A 17,424-nucleotide genomic window follows, 5' to 3' on the forward strand; every position below is an offset into this window, starting at 1 on the left:
AGAATCAAAGGCGCTGGAACCGGCCTCCCGGCAAGCGGGTCACGTGCCCTTCGAGCTCCAGCGCAAGCAGAATGGCGTACAGCGCATCGAGCGTCAAGCCGGAACGGGCCGCGAGGGTGTCGATATCCAATGCATCGCGGCCGAGCGTGTCGAGCACCCCGATCTCCTCCGCGGACGCCGCGGGAGGCGTCGTTCGCGGCTCGAACGGCGGATCGGCGGGCCGGGTTTCGCGTGTCCTCGCGGTGCGGGGCGCGCAGGCCGGCGCGTCCGCTTCGCTCGCACCGGCGCTCGACGGAAGGCCCCAGCTGAGCTCGTCGAGCACGTCCGCGGCCGTCTCGACGAGCTTCGCGCCGTCGCGGATCAGGCGGTGGCAGCCGCGTGCGAGCGGGGAATGGATCGACCCCGGGATCGCGAACACTTCGCGTCCGCTCTCGGTCGCGAGCCGCGCGGTGATCAGCGAGCCGCTGCCAACTGCGGCTTCGACGACCAGCACGCCGCGCGCGAGGCCGGCGATCAAGCGGTTGCGGCGCGGGAAGTTGTACGGCAGCGCCGGCGTGCCGAGCGGGTATTCGCTGATGATCACGCCGCGTTCGGCGATCTGCCGGGCGAGCGCCTGGTTGCGCGCCGGATAGACGCGATCGGCGCCAGTGCCGATCACGGCGACGGTGATGCCTTCCAGGTGGGCCAGCGCGCCGCGGTGCGCTGCGGCGTCGATGCCCAGCGCGAGGCCGCTGACGATCGTGAAACCGGCTTCGGCGAGGCTCTTCGCGAACGCGGCGGCATTGCTGACGCCGGGGGCGGTCGCCGAGCGCGCGCCGACGATCGCGAGCGACGGGCCGCAGAGCCGCGCCGGATCGCCTTTGACGTACAGCAGGACGGGCGGATCGGCGATATCGAGCAGCGCGCGCGGGTACTCCGGGTCGGCGAGCGTGACGATGCGGTTGCCGGGTTCGGCGGCCCACGCGAGCGCGGCGTCGACTTTCTCGTTGTCGGGCGGCGCGCGCAGCAGGTCGGCGACCTCGGCGCCGACGACGGAGGCGACGGCGCTGCGGCTGGCGGCGAAAATCTGCTCGGGCAGTCCGAACGCCGCGAGCAGCGCGCGCTGGCGTTCGGCGCCGACGCCGGGGCGCAGCGTCAGCCGCAGCCACGCGGCCAGTTCGTCGTCGCTCGGCGTCACGCTCAGGGTTTGCGCACGCTGTCGCCGACCGTCACCGGTCCGTCCGCATCCATCACCAACGCATAGGCGACGCGGTCGAACACGCGGAACACGAAGGCCAGGCCGTAACGCTGCTGCGGCAGATCGAAAGTTTCCTTGCCGCCTGCGTCGTCCTTGTACACGACGCTGCCGCGCTCGCGGTGCAACGCGAGGACGTGCCCGCGCTCGAGCCCGGCGCGGCTGCCGATATTGAGGGTGACGACGTTATGGCGCCCGGTCTCGATGACGCCGCGGTAGATGCCGATCAGCCGTCCTTCGATTTCCGCGTCGGGCGCGTGCGGCATGAAGGAGAAAACCTCGGGTCGCTCGCTGACGACGAGGCGGTCGCCGGCGCCGATCTCCTCGACGCTCGAGAGCAGCTTCAGCGTCGCCGGCGTGCCGTGCTCGGTGACGCGTGCGGTGCCGAGGAACATCGCTTCGTGGCCGAGCACCTCGTTCGTCACCGGATCGACGAGCGGCCGGGCGGGGCGGAATACCTGCCACACGTCGCTGCCTTCCGTCACCCCCTTGGCGAACACCGTGTCGCCCGCGCCCATGAAGACGCGGCTGGTTTCGGTCGCGACGACGGTGCCCGCGCCGGCAAGTTTCGCGTCGTCGACGACGAGCGGTCGCGTCAGGAAAGGCTCGATGATCTGCATCGGGATGCTCGGGATCGCGCTGTCGACCTCTTCCGAATGGATCTGCGGGAAACGCTTTTCATAGAGGGGCGCGCCGATCCGCCGCCCGATCGACAGGTAGGGGCCGCTGCGGTCGAGCACGACGATCTGCCCCGGATAAATCAGGTGCGGGTTGCGGATCTGGTCGCGGTTGAGGCGCCACACTTCGGGCCAGCGCCACGGCTGCCTGAGGAAACGGCCGGAAATGTCCCACAGCGTATCGCCGCGGACGACCGTGTAGCTGTCGGGCGCATCGTCCGCAAGCGTTGCCTGGTCGGCGACCGCGGGCACGCTCAGAAGGGTCGCAATGCCGAACAGCAGAGGGAATATAATGCGGATCATGCTCGTTTCCGATTGGAGCAGACCGGATTCCTGCGTTACCGGAACGCCAGCGGCCGGTCGAAGGTCCAATCCGCGGTCTTGATTTCGAATGCCACGGCGCGCGGACGAGCATGCCAAAGCACTTGAAATTCTGCACGTAATGAATTAACCCGGCAAGCATCCATGGCTCTACTTCCAATTCTCCGTTATCCCGATCCGCGACTGCACAAGCGCGCCGCGCCGGTCGCCGTCGTCGACGATTCGATCCGCCAGCTCGTCAGGGACATGGCCGAAACAATGTACGAGGCGCCCGGCGTCGGTCTCGCGGCGACGCAGGTGGACGTGCACAAGCGCGTCGTCGTGATCGACGTCAGCGAGGACAGGTCGACGCTGCGCGCTTTCATCAACCCCGAAATCCTGGAGAAGTCCGGCGAGCAGACGTGCGAGGAAGGCTGCCTGTCGGTGCCGGGCGTCTACGAGAAAGTGACGCGCGCCGAGCGGGTCAAAGTCCGCGCGCTGGACGAGCGTGGCGAACCGTTCGAGCTCGATGCCGAAGGGCTGCTCGCGGTGTGCATCCAGCACGAGATCGACCACCTCGATGGCCGGGTTTTCGTCGAATATCTTTCGCCGCTCAAGCTCGGGCGGATCAAGGCGCGGCTGGCCAAGAAAGCGCGGATCACCGCGTGACGGCGGCCGCCCTGAAAGTCGCATTCGCCGGCACGCCGGAGTTCGCTGCGGCGGCGCTGGAAGCGATTCTTGCCGCAGGCTTCGAAGTTCCGCTGGTACTGACGCAACCCGACCGGCCGGCCGGGCGCGGCATGAAGCTCAGCCCGAGCCCGGTCAAGCAGCTCGCGCTCGCGCGCGGCATTGCCGTGGACCAGCCTCCCAGCCTGCGCGGCGAGGAGCAGCGTGCGACGCTTGCCGCGTATGCGCCCGACGTGCTGGTGGTGGCGGCGTACGGCCTGATCCTGCCGCGGGCGGTGCTCGACCTGCCGCGGCTCGGCTGCCTCAACATCCACGCATCGCTGCTGCCGCGCTGGCGCGGGGCCGCGCCGATCCACCGCGCGATCGAAGCCGGCGACACCGAAACCGGCATCACGATCATGCAGATGGACGAAGGGCTCGACACCGGGCCGATGCTGATGAAGCGCGCCGTGCCGATCGGCCCGGCCGACACCACCGGAACGTTGCACGACCGCTTGGCTGCGCTCGGCGCGCAGATGATCGTCGAAGCGCTGCGCCGCCTGCCGTCGGGCGAACTCGTCGCGACGCCGCAACCGGCCGAAGGCGCGACCTACGCCGGCAAGATCGGCAAAGCTGAAGCGGCGATCGACTGGCAGCGCGACGCGTCGGCGGTCGCCCGCGCGGTGCGCGCGTTCAACCCGTTCCCCGGCGCCGTCGCGAGCCTGCGGCAGGTGCCGCTCAAGATCTGGTTTGCCGAGCCCGTTGCCGGATGCGCCGAACCGGGCACCGTGCTCACGGCCGATGCCGACGGTATCGTGGTCGCGTGCGGGACGCAGGCGGTGCGCCTCGCGCAATTGCAGAAACCGGGCAGCCGGCGCCTGGCGGCAGGGGAATTTCTGCGTGGATTCCCGGTCAGTGCAGGCGAGCGCTTCGACGCCGCGGCGCGCTGATTCGCCGATTGAATTCCGCGGCAACCGCCCCCACTTAAAGGGGCAAATCCCCCGCAACGTCCAAGGAAGGAAAACGGAACATGTTCGGCAACTGGCTCAAGACCTCGATCCTCATGGCGGGCATCGTCGCGCTGTTCGGCGCCGTCGGTGCGATGATCGGTGGGCGGCAGGGCATGCTGATGGCACTGCTGTTCGGCGGTGCGATGAACGTGTGGGCCTACTGGTTCTCGGACAAGATGGTGCTCAGGATGTACAAGGCGCGCCAGGTCGACGAAGCCACTTCGCCCTATCTGTACAACATGGTCCGCGAACTCGCGTTCCGCGCCCAGCTGCCGATGCCGAAAGTCTACATCATCGACGAGGCGCAGCCGAACGCATTCGCGACCGGGCGCAACCCCGAGAACGCCGCCGTCGCGGCGACGAGCGGCATCATGCGCATGCTGTCCGAGCGCGAGCTGCGCGGCGTGATGGCGCACGAGCTCGCGCATGTGAAAAACCGCGACATCCTGATTTCGACGATCTCGGCGACCGTCGCCGGCGCGATCTCGATGCTCGCGCAGTTCGGCATGTTCTTCGGTGGTCGCGACGAGGACCGGCCCAACCTGGTGCTGCAGATCATGGTGATGCTTCTCGCGCCGCTGGCGGCGATGGTGATCCAAATGGCGATCTCGCGCACCCGCGAGTTCGGCGCGGACAGCGGCGGCGCGGCGATCTCGGGGGATCCGGACGCGCTCGCCGATGCACTGGCGAAAATGGAGGCGTACTCGAAAGGTATTCCGATGCACGCCGCCGAGGCGCACCCCGAAACCGCGCAGATGATGATCGTCAATCCGTTGTCCGGTGGGGGCTTGCGCGGCCTGTTCTCGACGCACCCGTCGACCCAGGAGCGCATCGCGCGACTGCGCAGCATGGTCCGCGTCTGAGCCCGAACCCCCCGTAACCTTCGACAACCAGCTCGCCCACGGGCGAGCGAAAGTCCGGAGCATGCCGCTGGCGCGTCGCGATCGTCCGGACACCTCGCTTGTCCGGTATCGTCGAGTATCATCCGTTACTGATAAAAGGGTAGAGGCCGCCGCATTAGGCGGCCGCCTGCTACCAGGAGGGAGGATGCAGCGCGACCACGCCGAGCCGGCGCTCGAGCCGGCGAGAGCCGCGGAATTCAACTGGCAGGCCCATTCGATCCTCGTCGTCGATGACGAGGAGGACACGCGTGGCTTCCTGGAACGGGCGCTGCGTCCGCGCTGCGGCCTCGTCGAGGTCGCGCGCGACGCCGAACAGGCGGCACGCCTGATGGCGCGGCTGCATTTCGACCTGCTGATCCTCGACATCGCGCTGCCGGGCAAATCGGGCCTCGCGTGGCTGCACGAATTGCGCGAACACGGTTTCACGGGCGACGCGATCCTGGTTGCCGCGTTCGCCGACCTCGACACTGCGATCGCCGCGCTGCGCGGCGGCGCCTCGGATTTCCTCCTCAAGCCGTTCCGCGTCGAGCAGATCCTCAATTCGGTCAGGAACTGCTTCCAGCGCGCTCACCTCGCCCGCGAAAACTTTGTGCTGCGGCGCGAGCTTGCCGGCTTGGGCGGCGAGGTCAGCAACGGCCTGGTGGGTCGTTCGGACGCGATGCAGCAGTTGCGTGAAGTGCTGCACCGCGTCGCGCAGACAGCGAGCACGGTGCTGCTGCTCGGTGAATCGGGCACCGGCAAGGAAGTGGCGGCGCGCGCGCTGCACGAGATGAGCCCGCGGGCGCGACGGCCGTTCGTGCCGGTGAATTGCGCCGCGATCGCCGCGGAGCTGATCGAGAGCGAGCTCTTCGGGCACATCCGGGGAGCGTTTACCGGCGCCACCGAGAGCCGCAACGGCCTGTTCCATTATGCCCACGGCGGCACGCTGTTCCTCGACGAGATCGGCGAGCTGCCGCTGGCGCTGCAGACGCGGCTGCTGCGCGTGCTCGAGGAGCGCCGCCTGCGGCCGGTCGGCTCGGAGCGGGAGGTGCCGGTCGATGTGCGCATCATCGCCGCGTCCAACCGCGATCTCGCCACCGAGGTCGCGGCCGGCCGCTTCCGCGAGGACCTGTATTTCCGTCTCGCGGTCGTCGACATCCTGATCCCGCCGCTGCGCGAACGCGCCGAGGACATCCCGGACCTGCTGCATCACTTCATGAACCTGCTGACGGTGCAGCTCGCGGTCCCGGCGCTCGCGGTTCCGGAGGCGCTGCTCGCGCGGCTGGCACACTACCGTTGGCCGGGCAACGTGCGCGAATTGCGCAACTTCGTCGAACGTTCGCTGATCCTCGGCACATTTCCGCCGGAGGCGCCGAACCTGCGCGGCGATGCGCTGCCGGTCGGCGGCGACCTGTCGCTCGGCGAAGTCGAGAAGCGCCATATCCTGCGCATGCTCGAAGCGTGCGGCGGGAACAAGTCCGAAGCGGCACGCCGGCTCGGCGTCTCGCGCAAGACGCTGGAGCGCAAGTGTGCCGAGTGGGACGAATCACTGACCTGAAAGGACCGCGCGCATGAAAGTGATCGGATTCGCCGGCTGGTCCGGCAGCGGCAAGACGTCGCTGATCGAGCGCGTCATCGCCGTGCTCGATGCGCGCGGGCTCGCGGTGTCGCTGATCAAGCACGCGCATCACCGTTTCGACATCGACCACGTGGGCAAGGACTCGTGGCGCCACCGCCGTGCCGGCTGCCGCGAAGTGCTCGTGAGTTCCGCGCGGCGCTGGTCGCTGATGCGCGAGCTGCGCGACGAGCCGGAGCTGCCGCTCGACGCGCTGCTCGGCAAGCTGTCCGACTGTGACCTCGTGCTCGTCGAGGGATTCAAGCACGCCGTCATTCCGAAGATCGAGGTCTATCGCGTCGAAGTCGGCGAACCGCTGCTGTTTCCGCACGATCCGCACATCGTCGCGATCGCCACCGATGCCGACCTCGACACGGCCCTGCCGCGCCTCGACCTCAACGATCCGCAGGCCGTTGCCGATTTCATCGTCGCTTACGCCTTCACAAACGCCTTTACAGCGGCAGCACGTGCCCCAGGGACGTGAGGTCGTAGCCGCCGAGCCGCGCGGCGAGATGGCGCAGGTCCGGCGCGCCGAGCCTCGCGAGCAGCTGCTGGAACAGGTGGCGGAAAAACACTTCCCTGGGTAACGCGACGTCGAGCGCTGCCCAGCCGAGCGCGAGGAACGCGAGCCCGGCTTCCGTCGCGGCGGCGCGGCTGCCGGGAGCGCAATCGGCGTCGTCGCGCGCGAGCAGCGCCACTGCGTCCCGTTCGCTGCGCGCAATTGTGACCGCGCTGCAGTCTTCAACGCGAATGCCGCAGTCCGTCAGCGCCGAGGCGAGGAAATGCTGCGAGCCCGATCCTGCCCGGCGCATCGCCCAGCGCATTTCCTGCCCCGCGAGCTTTTCGAGCGGCTGGCCCGCGAAGCGCGGGCGCAACAGCACGCCCTGTTCGCGCAACGCGACGCGCACGAGCGTCCAGCGCGCGTGGCCGGGATAGCCGCGCAGCAGCGTCGCATGCTGCGCCACACTGTGCTGCGCGTCGCCCCAGTGCAGCAGGCTCAGCTCGACGCGGCGCCGCACGAGCTGCTCGATGCCGGGCACTGCCCCGGTCGCACTGTAAGCGACCAGCGCCTGCGCGCCGAGATCCGGGGCGAGGGCATCGACCGCTGCGGCAAGCAGCGGGTCGCCGCTGCCGGCGATCAGCAGGCGGTCGGTGAACAGGCCTCCGTGTGCCTGTTCGAGCAGCCAGTCGTCGAGGAGCTGGCGCGGGAACAGCCATTTGCCGCCGATGCGCGCTGCCGGAATCTCGCCGCTGTTGGCGAGCTCGTAGAGTTTCTTCTCGTTCAGGTGCAGGTAGGCCGCAGCCTGCTTCGCCGTCAGGCACGGGCTTTCGAGAGCCGCGCCGCTGTCGGTCGCGCTCATCGGTCGAAGCTTTGCAGTTCGCCCCGCGTGTTGATGTTGCGGAACGCGTCTGCCTCGTCGTCGAAGCGCACTTCGACCACTTTCAGCGTCGCATACCACGCGTCGACCTTGCGGCCGCCGCCGGCGAGGTAGGCTTCCAGGTGCGGCAGCAGGTTGCGCCGGCACAGGCAGAACACCGGGTGCGGCTGGTCGAAGGTGCGCGCGACGGCGAGCTCGGCATCGGCGTCGGCGAGCCCGGCATACAGCCGCGCGACGAGGTCGGCCGACAGGAACGGCGAATCGCACGGGGCGGTGGCGACGAGCGGATGTTGCGCGCGCGCGAGGCCCGCGTGCAGGCCGGCGAGCGGGCCGACGAAGCCGCCGATGTCGTCGCCAAACACCGGGTGACCGAAGGCCGCGTAGCGCTCGGCGTTCTGGTTCGCGTTGATGATCAGCTCGTCGACCTGCGGACGCAGCCGTTCGAGCACCCAGTCGACCATCGGCCGGCCGCGCAGCGCGACGAGTCCCTTGTCGACGCCGCCCATGCGCCGGCCTTGGCCGCCGGCGAGCACGACGCCGGTGATTTTGTCGCGCGGCGCGTTCATCGCGTGAAGCGCTCTTCGCCGGTGAACAGCAGGTAGTGCCGCCCCTGCGCGCGCCCGATCATCGTCAGGCCAATGCGCTGCGCGATCTCCCAGCCCATCTGGGTGAGGCCCGAGCGCGAGACGAGAAACGGGATGCCCATCTGCGCAGTCTTGATGACCATCTCCGACGTCAGCCGGCCGGTGGTATAGAAGATCTTGTCGCTGCCGTCGAGCCCTTCGAGCCACATTCGGCCGGCGATCGCATCGACCGCGTTGTGACGGCCGACGTCCTCGACGAACATCAGGATCCCGCAGCCGTCGCCTTCGCCCGCGGCGAGCGCGCAGCCGTGCACCGCGCCCGCCTGCTTGTAGACCGACTCGTGGTGGCGCACCGCTTCCATCAGCGCATACAGCGTCGCCTGCGACAGGCGGCGCTCGGCCGGCAGGCGGATCGTGTCGATTTCATCCATCAGCCCGCCGAATACCGTGCCCTGCCCGCACCCGGTCGTCACCGTGCGGCTGCCGAGGCGCTCGTCGGCATCCTTGATTCCGGAGCGCGTCGTCACCGCGACCGCGTCGGTTTCCCAGTCGACCTGCACCGATGCGATGTCATCGAGGCTGTCGACGAGCCGCTGGTTGCGCAGCCAGCCGATCGCGAGCGCTTCGGGCGCGGCGCCGAGCGTCATCAGCGTGACGATCTCGCGGCGGTCGACATACAGCGTCAACGGGTATTCGCCGGCGATCGGCGTCGGCACGACGTCGCCGGCCTCGTTGTGCGCCGGGATCGTGACCGTCAGCGGCCGGCTGGCATGGCTGAGGATGGGACGGCGCGTGGCTTTGGCGGAAGAGCTGCTCATCGAAGGCGCAAGGTCGCACGGGAAGGTCCCATTCTAGTCTCAACGCGGCCTCCCGCCGCAAGCGCGAAGCACGATTGCCCCTGCCGATTTTCCGTGCGCCGTGACTCACGTATGCTGTGCGACATCCCGCCACGCCGGAGCAAGGCCATGGATCGCTTTCCGATCGCCGTGATCATCGAGCGCCGCCGCCTCGACAACCGCTGGGCCGACGAAGCCTGGGAAGCCGTCGGCGTCGTGCCCGCTTTCGACGATGCGCAGCCGGCGATGCGGCAGATTGTCGCCGAAACCGACCGCGACCAGTTCCGCGTCGGCGGCTTCGCGCTCGAACTGTTCCGCGACGAAGCCGCCAACTATTTCCTCAATCTCAGCTCTCCGGTGCCGAAAGTGTTCGTGATGTGGCGCATGGAAGGCGGCGTCGCGCGGCCGGCAACGGTCACCGCGAGCTACGGCGAAGCGGCGCGGCTGCTCGACTCCGGCGAGCAGGTCGATGGCGTGCCGATGTCGCGCGAGATTGCCGACTGGGTCGGGGCGTTCGTGAACCGCCACTACGAGCCTGCGCCGCGCAAGAAGATCCGGCGCAACGATCCGCTCGCGCAGGATCGCGAAAAACCATGACGACGCCGGCGCGCTTTCTCGAACGCTGGTCGCGGCTCAAGCGCCGCGGAGAGGGGGGGACGGCGTCGGCCGCAGGCGCACTCGATCAGACCGCACCGGGCGAGGAAGCCTCAACGCCAGCCCCAGGCAGTCCTCATGCCGAAGCCGGCGAGCTCGATGCGGGAGCAGCGCGCGGCGCAGACGCGCCAGTCGATCCGGCCGCCGTCCCGTCGCTGCCGCCGATCGACACGCTCGACCTCGACGCCGACTTCACCGGCTTCCTGAAGAAGGAAGTCGGCGAGCCGCTGCGCCGCGCGGCACTGCGCAAGCTCTTCAGCGATCCTCACTTCAATCGCATGGACGGCCTCGACACGTATATCGCCGACTATTCGGTTGCCGACCCGATTCCGCCGGACGTGATGAAACGACTGCGGCAGTTCCGGACTTTTTTCGGCGACGAGGCGGAAGAGGACGGCGGGCGCGCGGAGCCGATGGACCCGGTCGCGGCCGGCGCATCTGCAGCCGAGTCCGTCCCCGAGATCGGGGGCGTTGCGGCCGATGCCGAGCTCGGAACCGGAGCAGACCCCGCCCCGGCTGCTTCTGCCGACGATCCGCTGCCGGCCGACGGGCCTCCGGCTGCGAGCTGCACCACGGCAACGGCGGACGACGATACCGGCAACGCCCGCCCCGATCGCTGAACCGGCCGGCGCACGAGCGATACCGGGTGCGACACTTTGGGGCGCGAAGGACAAATTGTCGCCCGAGCGTCCGGTTCGAGTCTTCCGCCGCGGAAAATCGCTCCGTGGCGGTTCGTATTCTTTCGTGATCAGTGGTATCGCCCGTGCTTATAACGAATACCCCATCGGAAGATCTCAACGATGCCGACAGGCCGCAGGCAGATAAAACTTTGCGATTGCAATCGCAGCTCGACGCTCGACGCGGACGCGCTCGCCAGCGCGATCGGCGCCGACAAGCCGCTCCGGATTCACCATGAACTGTGCCGCCGCGAGATCGCCGTGGTCGAAGCGGCGCTTGCGGACGGCGATGTCCTGGTCGGCTGCACGCAGGAAGCCGCGCTGTTCGCGCAGCTTGCCGCGGACTCCCCGTCGCGCATCGATTTTCTGAACCTGCGCGAGAACGCCGGCTGGTCGGTCGAAGCGCCGGCGGCGACGCCGAAGATCGCCGCGTTGCTCGCCGCGGCGCTGCTGCCCCATGCCGATCCGGTCCCGGGCGTCACGCTCGCGGCCGGCAACGCGCTGCTGATCATCGGCGAAGCGGGCGCGGCGCTCGGCTGGGCCGAACGCCTGCAGACCCGTTTCGAAGCCGCGGTGCTGATGACCGGCGCAACGCCGGACGCGGAACTGCCGACCGAGCGCCGCTATCCCGTCTGGTCGGGGAGCGACGTGCGCATCGTCGGGCATCTGGGCGCTTTCGACGTCGCCTGGACGCAGGACAACCCGGTCGATCTCGACTTGTGCGTGCGCTGCAACGCCTGCATCCGGGCCTGTCCCGAAGGGGCGATCGGCTGGGACTACCAGGTCGATACGTCGCGCTGCCGGTCGCACCGCAGCTGCGTCGCAGCGTGCGGCACAGTCGGCGCGATCGACTTCGCGCGCCGCGACACGACGCGCGAAAGTCGCTTCGACCTCGTGCTCGATCTCTCCTCCGCGCCGCTGATTCGACGCGTCGAGCTGCCGCAGGGCTACACCGCGCCCGGACGTGATCCGCTCGAGCAGGCTCTTGCGGCGCAGGCGCTCGCGGAGCTCGTCGGCGAGTTCGAAAAGCCGCGTTATGTCGCGTTCGATACGCGGTTGTGCGCGCACGGACGCTCGAGAAAGCACGGCTGTTCGAACTGCGTCGAAGCCTGTGCGGCCGAAGCGATCTCGTCCGCGGGCGACACCGTGCGCGTTGACCCTTATCTGTGCCAAGGCTGCGGCAGCTGCTCGACGGTCTGCCCGAGCGGCGCGCTGGCGTCGCAATATCCGCGTGTCGAAGAGCTCGGAATGCGCGTCAGGACCGTGCTCCGAGCGTATCGCGATGCCGGCGGCGAAGCGCCGTGTCTGCTGTTCCATTCGGCCGGTGCCGGGCGGGCGCTGATCGACCGGCTCGCGCGTCGCGGCAAAGGCCTGCCGGCGCGCGTGATCCCGCTCGAGACCTGGAGCGCGGACTCGGTCGGCCTCGAGCTGCTGCTCGGCAGCATCGCGCTCGGGGCGTGCCAGGTCGCGGTGCTCGCGGCCGGCACGCATGATCCGGGCGTGCTGCGCGTTCCGGCTGTCCAGGGCGCGGCGATCCTCGCCGGGCTCGGCTACGCCGGCGAGCATTTCCGCGTCGTCGAGGCCGACGACTGGCCGGAGCTCGAGGCGGCGCTGTGGGACTGGGCGCCCGCAAGAGATGTGAGCCGGCCTGCGGCGTTCCACCTGCCGGGCCGCAAGCGCGACGCGCTGGAGCTCGCGATCCGGCATTTGCTCGGCGTCGCGCCGCAGCCGGTCGCGGAAATCCCGCTCGCCGCCGGGGCGCCGTTCGGCTCGGTTTCGGTCAGCGACGCTTGCACGCTGTGCATGTCCTGCGTCGGCGCGTGCCCAAGCGGCGCGCTGAGCGCGGCAAGCGACGCGATGCGGCTGGGCTTCATCGAGAAAAGCTGCGTGCAGTGCGGCCTGTGCGCCGCGTCCTGCCCGGAAAATGCCGTCACGCTGATGCCGCGCCTGCGTCTCGATGAGTCGGCACGGCGCACCGTGCCGCTGAAGGAAGCCGAGATCTTCCATTGCATCCGCTGTGCGCAGCCGATGGGCGCAAAGCCGCTCATCGACGCGATGTTCACGCGCCTCGCGAGCCACGCGATGTTCGCCGGCGAGGCCGAGCGCCAGCGCCTGCACATGTGCGGCGACTGCCGCGTCGTCGATCTGATGCATAGCGAAAACGGCCTCAAGGCCTGGAACATGACCGAATGAACGCACCGCAAGCCGCCATCCTTCGCGCGCCCGGGTCCGCCCCTTCCGCTTCGCCGCCCGAGAGCGCCGAGGACGCCGCCCGCGCCGAACACTATGCGCTGCTGGCCCGCCTGTTTTTCGCCGCTCCCGATGCGCCGCTGCTCGCCGCGCTCGTCGTGGCCAGCGACGTCTTTGGTGTTGGCGATTCGCCGTTTGGGGTCGCATGGGCGGAACTTGCAAACGCCGCACGGCGTACCGACGCCCAAAGCGTGCACGACGAATACGAAGCACTGTTCCAGGGCATCGGCCGGCCGGAAGTGATGCTGTACGGCTCGTTCTATCTCGCCGGCTTCCTGATGGAAGAGCCGCTCGCGGATCTGCGTGACGACCTCGCCGAACTCGGCCTCGCCCGCCGCGGCGGCGTCACGGAGACCGAGGACCATGTCGCTGCGCTCGCCGAAGTGATGTGCCATCTCGTCATCACCGGCGCCGATGCCGCCGGCCTCGCGCGCCAACGGGCGTTTTTCGTGCGCCATCTGCAGCCGTGGTACGCCCGCCTGGCCGATGCGCTGGCTGCGTCGCCGCGAGCGTCTTTCTATGCCCGGGTCGGCGCGCTGGCGCGGGCGTTCTTCGACGTCGAGCGCGAAGCTTTCGCAATGGATTAGGCCGCTTGGGTCCGCGTTCGCAGGCTCGGGATCGCGAGCCACGGATCACCGGGCGACCAGTTTTGGGAGAAAAAGACATGGAAAGCAACATGCATGACCGGAAATCCGCACTGCAGCGTCGCCAATTCCTGCTGACGCTCGGCACGGGAGGTGCCGCCGCAGCGGCCGCTGTCGCCGCGGCCGCAGGCAAGACGGTGCCCGAAGCGGCGGCAGTCGTCGATGCGGCGGCACCATCGGCGCGCGACGCCGGCGTCAGCGAACACATGCGCCGTTACTACCGCAGCGCGCGGATCTAGGGAGAACACGCGATGCTCATCAAGAAGAATGCGGCGCCCGGTAACGCTTTCCGTCAGTTAGCGAGCCCGGTTGCCCGGCATCTCGGGGAGACGATGGACCGGCGCGCGTTCCTCAGGCGGTCCGGGCTCGGCGCCGGAGCAGGCGTGCTCGCGACGCAGCTGCCGTACAACCTGATCGGCAGCGCGGACGCCGCGAGTCCGGCGGCAGCGCCGGCGACCGGCGGCGGGGAAGGCGAGGAAGTCGTGCGCCGCACCGTCTGCACGCACTGCTCGGTCGGTTGCGCGATCGACGCCGTCGTCAGGAACGGCGTGTGGGTGCGCCAGGAGCCGGTGTTCGACTCGCCGCTGAACCTCGGCGCGCACTGCGCGAAAGGCGCGTCGGTGCGCGAGCACGGCCACGGCGAGCACCGGCTGAAATACCCGATGAAGCTCGTCGACGGCAAATACCAGAAGATCAGCTGGGAGCAGGCGATAAACGAGGTCGGTGACCGGCTGCTGAAAATCCGCGAGGAATCCGGTCCGGACGCGGTGTACTGGATCGGATCGAGCAAGCACAGCAACGAGCAGGCCTACCTGATGCGCAAGTTCGTGTCCTTCTTCGGCACGAACAACATGGATCACCAGGCGCGCATCTGCCACTCGACCACCGTCGCCGGCGTCGCCAACACCTGGGGCTACGGCGCGATGACGAACTCCTACAATGACATGCAGAACGCGCGAGCGATGCTGTTCATCGGCTCGAACGCGGCCGAAGCGCATCCGGTGTCGCTGCTGCACATCCTGCACGCGAAGGAGACCGGCGCGAAGATGATCGTCGTCGATCCGCGCTTCACGCGCACCGCGGCGAAAGCGGACTATTACGCGCGTATCCGCTCGGGGACCGACATCCCGTTCATCTGGGGGATGCTGTACCACATTTTCGAGAACGGCTGGGAAGACCGGGAATACATCCGCCAGCGCGTCTACGGCCTCGACAAGGTGCGCGAGGAAGTCATGAAATGGACGCCGGACAAGGTGCAGGAAGTCACCGGCATTGCGGAAGAGCAGGTCTACACGATCGCCGAGACGCTGGCGAAGAACAAACCCTCGACAGTCGTGTGGTGCATGGGCCAGACGCAACATACGGTCGGCAACGGCAATGTCCGCGCGATGTGCATCCTGCAGCTCGTGCTCGGCAACGTCGGCGTCTCGGGCGGCGGCACGAACATTTTCCGCGGTCACGACAACGTGCAGGGCGCGACCGACGTCGGCCCGAACCCGGATTCGCTGCCCGGCTACTACGGGCTCGCCGCCGGTTCGTGGCAGCACTGGTGTCGCGTCTGGGGCGTCGATTACGAGTGGGTCAAGGGCCGCTACGCGTCCGAAGAGCTGATGACGAAGTCCGGCATCACCGTGTCGCGCTGGATCGACGGCGTGCTCGAGAACCCGGCCGACATCGATCAGCCCGGCGGCAACCTGCGCGCGGTCGTCTACTGGGGGCATGCGCCGAACTCGCAGACGCGCGGCGCCGAGATGGTCGAGGCGATGAAGAAACTCGACACGCTCGTCGTCATCGACCCGTATCCGTCGGCGACCGCGTCGATGGCCGCGATGGTCAGGAAGGACGGTGTCTATCTGCTGCCCGCGGCGACGCAGTTCGAGACCTCCGGTACCGCGACGGCATCGAATCGCTCGCTGCAGTGGCGCGAGAAAGTCATCGAGCCGCTGTTCGAGTCGAAGCCCGACCAGACGATCATGTACGCGTTCGCGAAGAAGTTCGGCTTTGCCGACGAGCTCGTGAAGAACATCAAGCTCGTCAAGGACAAGCAGGGCTGGGACGAACCGGAGCCCGAAGACATCCTGCGCGAGATCAACCGCGGCACCTGGACGATCGGCTACACCGGTCAGTCGCCGGAGCGCCTGAAGCTGCACATGCAGAACATGCACACGTTCGACGTGAAGACCTTGCGCGCGAATGGCGGACCGTGCGACGGCGACTATTTCGGCCTGCCCTGGCCGTGCTACGGCAACCCCGAGCTCAAGCACCCCGGCACGCCGAACCTCTACGACACGTCGAAGCACGTCATGGAAGGCGGCGGCAACTTCCGCGCGAATTTCGGCGTCGAGAAGGATGGCGTGTCGCTGCTCGCCGAGGACGGCTCGGCGTCGAAAGGCGCCGAACTGCAGATGGGTTATCCGGAGTTTGACGACGTGCTCCTGAAGAAGCTCGGCTGGTGGGACGAGCTCAGCGACGCCGAGAAAGCCGCAGCCGAAGGCAGGAACTGGAAGACGGACCTGTCGGGGGGCATCATGCGCGTCGCGATGCAGAACCATGGCATGCATCCGTTCGGCAACGCGAAGGCGCGCGCGCTGGTGTGGAACTTCCCCGACCCGGTGCCGCTGCACCGCGAGCCGATCTACTCGCCGCGCCCCGACCTCGTCGACAAGTACCCGACGCACGAGGACAAGATGAAGTTCTGGCGCCTGCCGACGCTGTACAAGACGCTGCAGGACAAGGTCCGCGACATCTCGAAGGAGTACCCGCTAATCATGACGTCCGGTCGCCTCGTCGAATACGAAGGCGGCGGCGAGGAGACGCGCTCGAACCCGTGGCTCGCCGAGCTGCAGCAGGAGATGTTCGCCGAGGTGAACCCGAAGGACGCGAACGACGCGGGTTTCCGCAACGGCGACTACATCTGGGTCGAGTCGCCGACGAAGGCGAAGCTGAAAGTGCGCGCGCAGGTCACGCAGCGCGTCGCGCCCGGCACGGTGTTCCTGCCGTTCCACTTCTCCGGGTGGTGGCAGGGCAGGGACATGCTCGAGTATTACCCGGAAGGCGCGGCGCCGATCGTGCGCGGCGAAGCGGTCAACACCGCGACGACGTACGGTTACGACTCCGTGACGATGATGCAGGAAACCAAGACGACGCTGTGCCGCGTAGCCAAAGCCTGATGGGGAGGGGAAGAAGATGGCACGCATGAAATTCCTGTGTGACGCCGAGCGCTGCATCGAATGCAACGGCTGCGTCACCGCCTGCAAGAACGAGCACGAGGTGCCGTGGGGCGTCAATCGCCGGCGCGTCGTGACGATCAACGACGGCGTGCCCGGCGAGCGCTCGATGTCGGTCGCGTGCATGCACTGCTCGGACGCGCCGTGCATCGCGGTGTGTCCGACGAACGTCATCTATCACACTGCGGAAGGTGTCGTGCTGCACGACAAGGACGGCTGCATCGGCTGCGGCTATTGCTTCTACGCCTGTCCGTTCGGCGCGCCGCAGTTCCCGAACGGCCCGGCAGCGTTCGGCGCGCGCGGCAAGATGGACAAATGCACGTTCTGCGCCGGCGGTCCGGAAGAAAACCACTCCGAAGCCGAGTTCGAGAAGTACGGCCGCAACCGGCTCGCCCAGGGCAAATTGCCGCTGTGCGCCGAGATGTGCTCGACGAAAGCGCTGCTCGCCGGCGATGCGGCCGAACTGTCCGACATCTTCCGCGAACGCGCGCTGCGGCGCGGCAAAGGGTTCGAGGCGTGGGGCTGGATGACGGCGTATGGCAAGGACAAGGAGGAGGCGAAATGAAGCCGCGTTTTCCGCTCCGTCTCCCGGCAGCCGTCGCGGCGCTCCTGCTGCTGGCCGGCTGCAGCGAAGAGCCGCAGGTCGTGCAGTACGAGCAGGGCAAATACCAGGGCAAGGCCGATTCGCGGCCGTGGGAAGGCGGCACGTTCAATGGCGACAAGGCGGCCTGGGAGCGCGCGCTGCACGAGCGCGTCCGCAGCCAGAACGAATACCAGCGGGTCGAGTGAG

Annotated in this window: 18 protein-coding genes; 13 read left to right on the forward strand and 5 right to left on the reverse strand. The window is 68.2% G+C overall.

What is annotated here, in order from left to right:
- Positions 1-4: 4 nt before the first annotated feature.
- Both dprA and GO608_RS03215 read right to left on the reverse strand, forming a co-directional pair.
- The gene (dprA, locus tag GO608_RS03210; protein WP_169197831.1) at positions 5-1,177 is read right to left on the reverse strand and encodes a DNA-processing protein DprA; all 1,173 of its coding nucleotides are present in this window, start codon (positions 1,175-1,177) and stop codon (positions 5-7) included.
- Between the two features lie 2 nt (positions 1,178-1,179).
- Positions 1,180-2,214 carry a LysM peptidoglycan-binding domain-containing protein gene (locus tag GO608_RS03215; RefSeq protein ID WP_169197832.1) on the reverse strand — a complete coding sequence of 345 codons (1,035 nt, stop codon included), beginning with the start codon at positions 2,212-2,214 and terminating at the stop codon, positions 1,180-1,182.
- 162 nt (positions 2,215-2,376) lie between these two features.
- Here GO608_RS03215 and def point away from each other — a divergent pair, with 162 nt between their 5' ends.
- From def to mobB, 5 genes are all read left to right on the forward strand, one after another.
- Positions 2,377-2,880, forward strand: coding sequence for a peptide deformylase (gene def, locus GO608_RS03220; protein ID WP_169197833.1), 504 nt, complete (start codon positions 2,377-2,379; stop codon positions 2,878-2,880).
- Positions 2,877-3,827: a methionyl-tRNA formyltransferase gene (fmt, locus tag GO608_RS03225; protein WP_169197834.1), complete on the forward strand. Its 951-nt coding sequence runs from the start codon at positions 2,877-2,879 to the stop codon at positions 3,825-3,827. The genes def and fmt overlap by 4 nt, the downstream gene beginning before the upstream one ends.
- An 80-nt stretch (positions 3,828-3,907) precedes the next feature.
- Complete coding sequence (htpX, locus tag GO608_RS03230; RefSeq protein WP_169197835.1) at positions 3,908-4,750, forward strand: zinc metalloprotease HtpX; 843 nt, start codon at positions 3,908-3,910, stop codon at positions 4,748-4,750.
- 184 nt (positions 4,751-4,934) lie between these two features.
- Positions 4,935-6,326, forward strand: a complete 1,392-nt coding sequence (locus tag GO608_RS03235; RefSeq protein ID WP_169197836.1) for a sigma-54-dependent transcriptional regulator — start codon at positions 4,935-4,937, stop codon at positions 6,324-6,326.
- Positions 6,327-6,339: 13 nt separating this feature from the next.
- Positions 6,340-6,867: a molybdopterin-guanine dinucleotide biosynthesis protein B gene (mobB, locus tag GO608_RS03240; protein WP_169197837.1), complete on the forward strand. Its 528-nt coding sequence runs from the start codon at positions 6,340-6,342 to the stop codon at positions 6,865-6,867.
- On the opposite strand, the gene GO608_RS03245 is transcribed toward mobB, so the two are convergent.
- From GO608_RS03245 to GO608_RS03255, 3 genes are read right to left on the reverse strand one after another with little or no spacing between them, the layout of a single operon-like run.
- On the reverse strand, positions 6,836-7,744 hold the full coding sequence (locus tag GO608_RS03245) for a helix-turn-helix transcriptional regulator (RefSeq protein WP_169197838.1): 909 nt from the start codon (positions 7,742-7,744) through the stop codon (positions 6,836-6,838). The genes mobB and GO608_RS03245 overlap by 32 nt on opposite strands.
- Positions 7,741-8,328: a molybdenum cofactor guanylyltransferase MobA gene (mobA, locus tag GO608_RS03250; protein WP_169197839.1), complete on the reverse strand. Its 588-nt coding sequence runs from the start codon at positions 8,326-8,328 to the stop codon at positions 7,741-7,743. Before mobA ends, GO608_RS03245 begins: the two co-directional genes overlap by 4 nt.
- Positions 8,325-9,164, reverse strand: coding sequence for a formate dehydrogenase accessory sulfurtransferase FdhD (locus GO608_RS03255; protein WP_169197840.1), 840 nt, complete (start codon positions 9,162-9,164; stop codon positions 8,325-8,327). Before GO608_RS03255 ends, mobA begins: the two co-directional genes overlap by 4 nt.
- A gap of 147 nt (positions 9,165-9,311) precedes the next feature.
- Here GO608_RS03255 and GO608_RS03260 point away from each other — a divergent pair, with 147 nt between their 5' ends.
- From GO608_RS03260 to GO608_RS03295, 8 genes are all read left to right on the forward strand, one after another.
- Positions 9,312-9,779 (forward strand): DUF3305 domain-containing protein, encoded by a 468-nt coding sequence (locus GO608_RS03260; RefSeq protein ID WP_169197841.1) that lies wholly within the window; start codon positions 9,312-9,314, stop codon positions 9,777-9,779.
- On the forward strand, positions 9,776-10,456 hold the full coding sequence (locus tag GO608_RS03265) for a DUF3306 domain-containing protein (protein ID WP_169197842.1): 681 nt from the start codon (positions 9,776-9,778) through the stop codon (positions 10,454-10,456). The genes GO608_RS03260 and GO608_RS03265 overlap by 4 nt, the downstream gene beginning before the upstream one ends.
- A 180-nt stretch (positions 10,457-10,636) precedes the next feature.
- Complete coding sequence (locus tag GO608_RS03270; RefSeq protein ID WP_169197843.1) at positions 10,637-12,706, forward strand: 4Fe-4S dicluster domain-containing protein; 2,070 nt, start codon at positions 10,637-10,639, stop codon at positions 12,704-12,706.
- Entirely contained in the window at positions 12,703-13,350 is a 648-nt protein-coding gene (locus GO608_RS03275; RefSeq protein WP_169197844.1) for a TorD/DmsD family molecular chaperone, read from the forward strand. Before GO608_RS03270 ends, GO608_RS03275 begins: the two co-directional genes overlap by 4 nt.
- Positions 13,351-13,427: 77 nt before the next feature.
- Positions 13,428-13,646: a hypothetical protein gene (locus GO608_RS03280; protein WP_247002814.1), complete on the forward strand. Its 219-nt coding sequence runs from the start codon at positions 13,428-13,430 to the stop codon at positions 13,644-13,646.
- Positions 13,647-13,658: 12 nt separating this feature from the next.
- Positions 13,659-16,577: a formate dehydrogenase subunit alpha gene (locus GO608_RS03285; RefSeq protein ID WP_169197845.1), complete on the forward strand. Its 2,919-nt coding sequence runs from the start codon at positions 13,659-13,661 to the stop codon at positions 16,575-16,577.
- A gap of 16 nt (positions 16,578-16,593) precedes the next feature.
- Positions 16,594-17,199, forward strand: coding sequence for a formate dehydrogenase FDH3 subunit beta (fdh3B, locus tag GO608_RS03290; protein WP_169197846.1), 606 nt, complete (start codon positions 16,594-16,596; stop codon positions 17,197-17,199).
- On the forward strand, positions 17,196-17,423 hold the full coding sequence (locus GO608_RS03295; protein ID WP_169197847.1) for a hypothetical protein: 228 nt from the start codon (positions 17,196-17,198) through the stop codon (positions 17,421-17,423). Before fdh3B ends, GO608_RS03295 begins: the two co-directional genes overlap by 4 nt.
- Position 17,424: the final 1 nt, after the last annotated feature.

It is taken from the genome of Aromatoleum buckelii (genome assembly GCF_012910785.2).
Classification (GTDB): domain Bacteria; phylum Pseudomonadota; class Gammaproteobacteria; order Burkholderiales; family Rhodocyclaceae; genus Aromatoleum; species Aromatoleum buckelii.

Excerpts from the sequence above, each read along its gene's own strand:
- GO608_RS03215 (WP_169197832.1), bottom strand. The coding sequence starts at position 2,214 with ATGATCCGCATTATATTCCCTCTGCTGTTCGGCATTGCGACCCTTCTG.
- def (WP_169197833.1), top strand. The coding sequence starts at position 2,377 with ATGGCTCTACTTCCAATTCTCCGTTATCCCGATCCGCGACTGCACAAG.
- htpX (WP_169197835.1), top strand. The coding sequence starts at position 3,908 with ATGTTCGGCAACTGGCTCAAGACCTCGATCCTCATGGCGGGCATCGTC.
- GO608_RS03235 (WP_169197836.1), top strand. The coding sequence starts at position 4,935 with ATGCAGCGCGACCACGCCGAGCCGGCGCTCGAGCCGGCGAGAGCCGCG.
- mobB (WP_169197837.1), top strand. The coding sequence starts at position 6,340 with ATGAAAGTGATCGGATTCGCCGGCTGGTCCGGCAGCGGCAAGACGTCG.
- GO608_RS03245 (WP_169197838.1), bottom strand. The coding sequence starts at position 7,744 with ATGAGCGCGACCGACAGCGGCGCGGCTCTCGAAAGCCCGTGCCTGACG.
- mobA (WP_169197839.1), bottom strand. The coding sequence starts at position 8,328 with ATGAACGCGCCGCGCGACAAAATCACCGGCGTCGTGCTCGCCGGCGGC.
- GO608_RS03255 (WP_169197840.1), bottom strand. The coding sequence starts at position 9,164 with ATGAGCAGCTCTTCCGCCAAAGCCACGCGCCGTCCCATCCTCAGCCAT.
- GO608_RS03260 (WP_169197841.1), top strand. The coding sequence starts at position 9,312 with ATGGATCGCTTTCCGATCGCCGTGATCATCGAGCGCCGCCGCCTCGAC.
- GO608_RS03265 (WP_169197842.1), top strand. The coding sequence starts at position 9,776 with ATGACGACGCCGGCGCGCTTTCTCGAACGCTGGTCGCGGCTCAAGCGC.
- GO608_RS03270 (WP_169197843.1), top strand. The coding sequence starts at position 10,637 with ATGCCGACAGGCCGCAGGCAGATAAAACTTTGCGATTGCAATCGCAGC.
- GO608_RS03275 (WP_169197844.1), top strand. The coding sequence starts at position 12,703 with ATGAACGCACCGCAAGCCGCCATCCTTCGCGCGCCCGGGTCCGCCCCT.
- GO608_RS03280 (WP_247002814.1), top strand. The coding sequence starts at position 13,428 with ATGGAAAGCAACATGCATGACCGGAAATCCGCACTGCAGCGTCGCCAA.
- GO608_RS03285 (WP_169197845.1), top strand. The coding sequence starts at position 13,659 with ATGCTCATCAAGAAGAATGCGGCGCCCGGTAACGCTTTCCGTCAGTTA.
- fdh3B (WP_169197846.1), top strand. The coding sequence starts at position 16,594 with ATGGCACGCATGAAATTCCTGTGTGACGCCGAGCGCTGCATCGAATGC.
- GO608_RS03295 (WP_169197847.1), top strand. The coding sequence starts at position 17,196 with ATGAAGCCGCGTTTTCCGCTCCGTCTCCCGGCAGCCGTCGCGGCGCTC.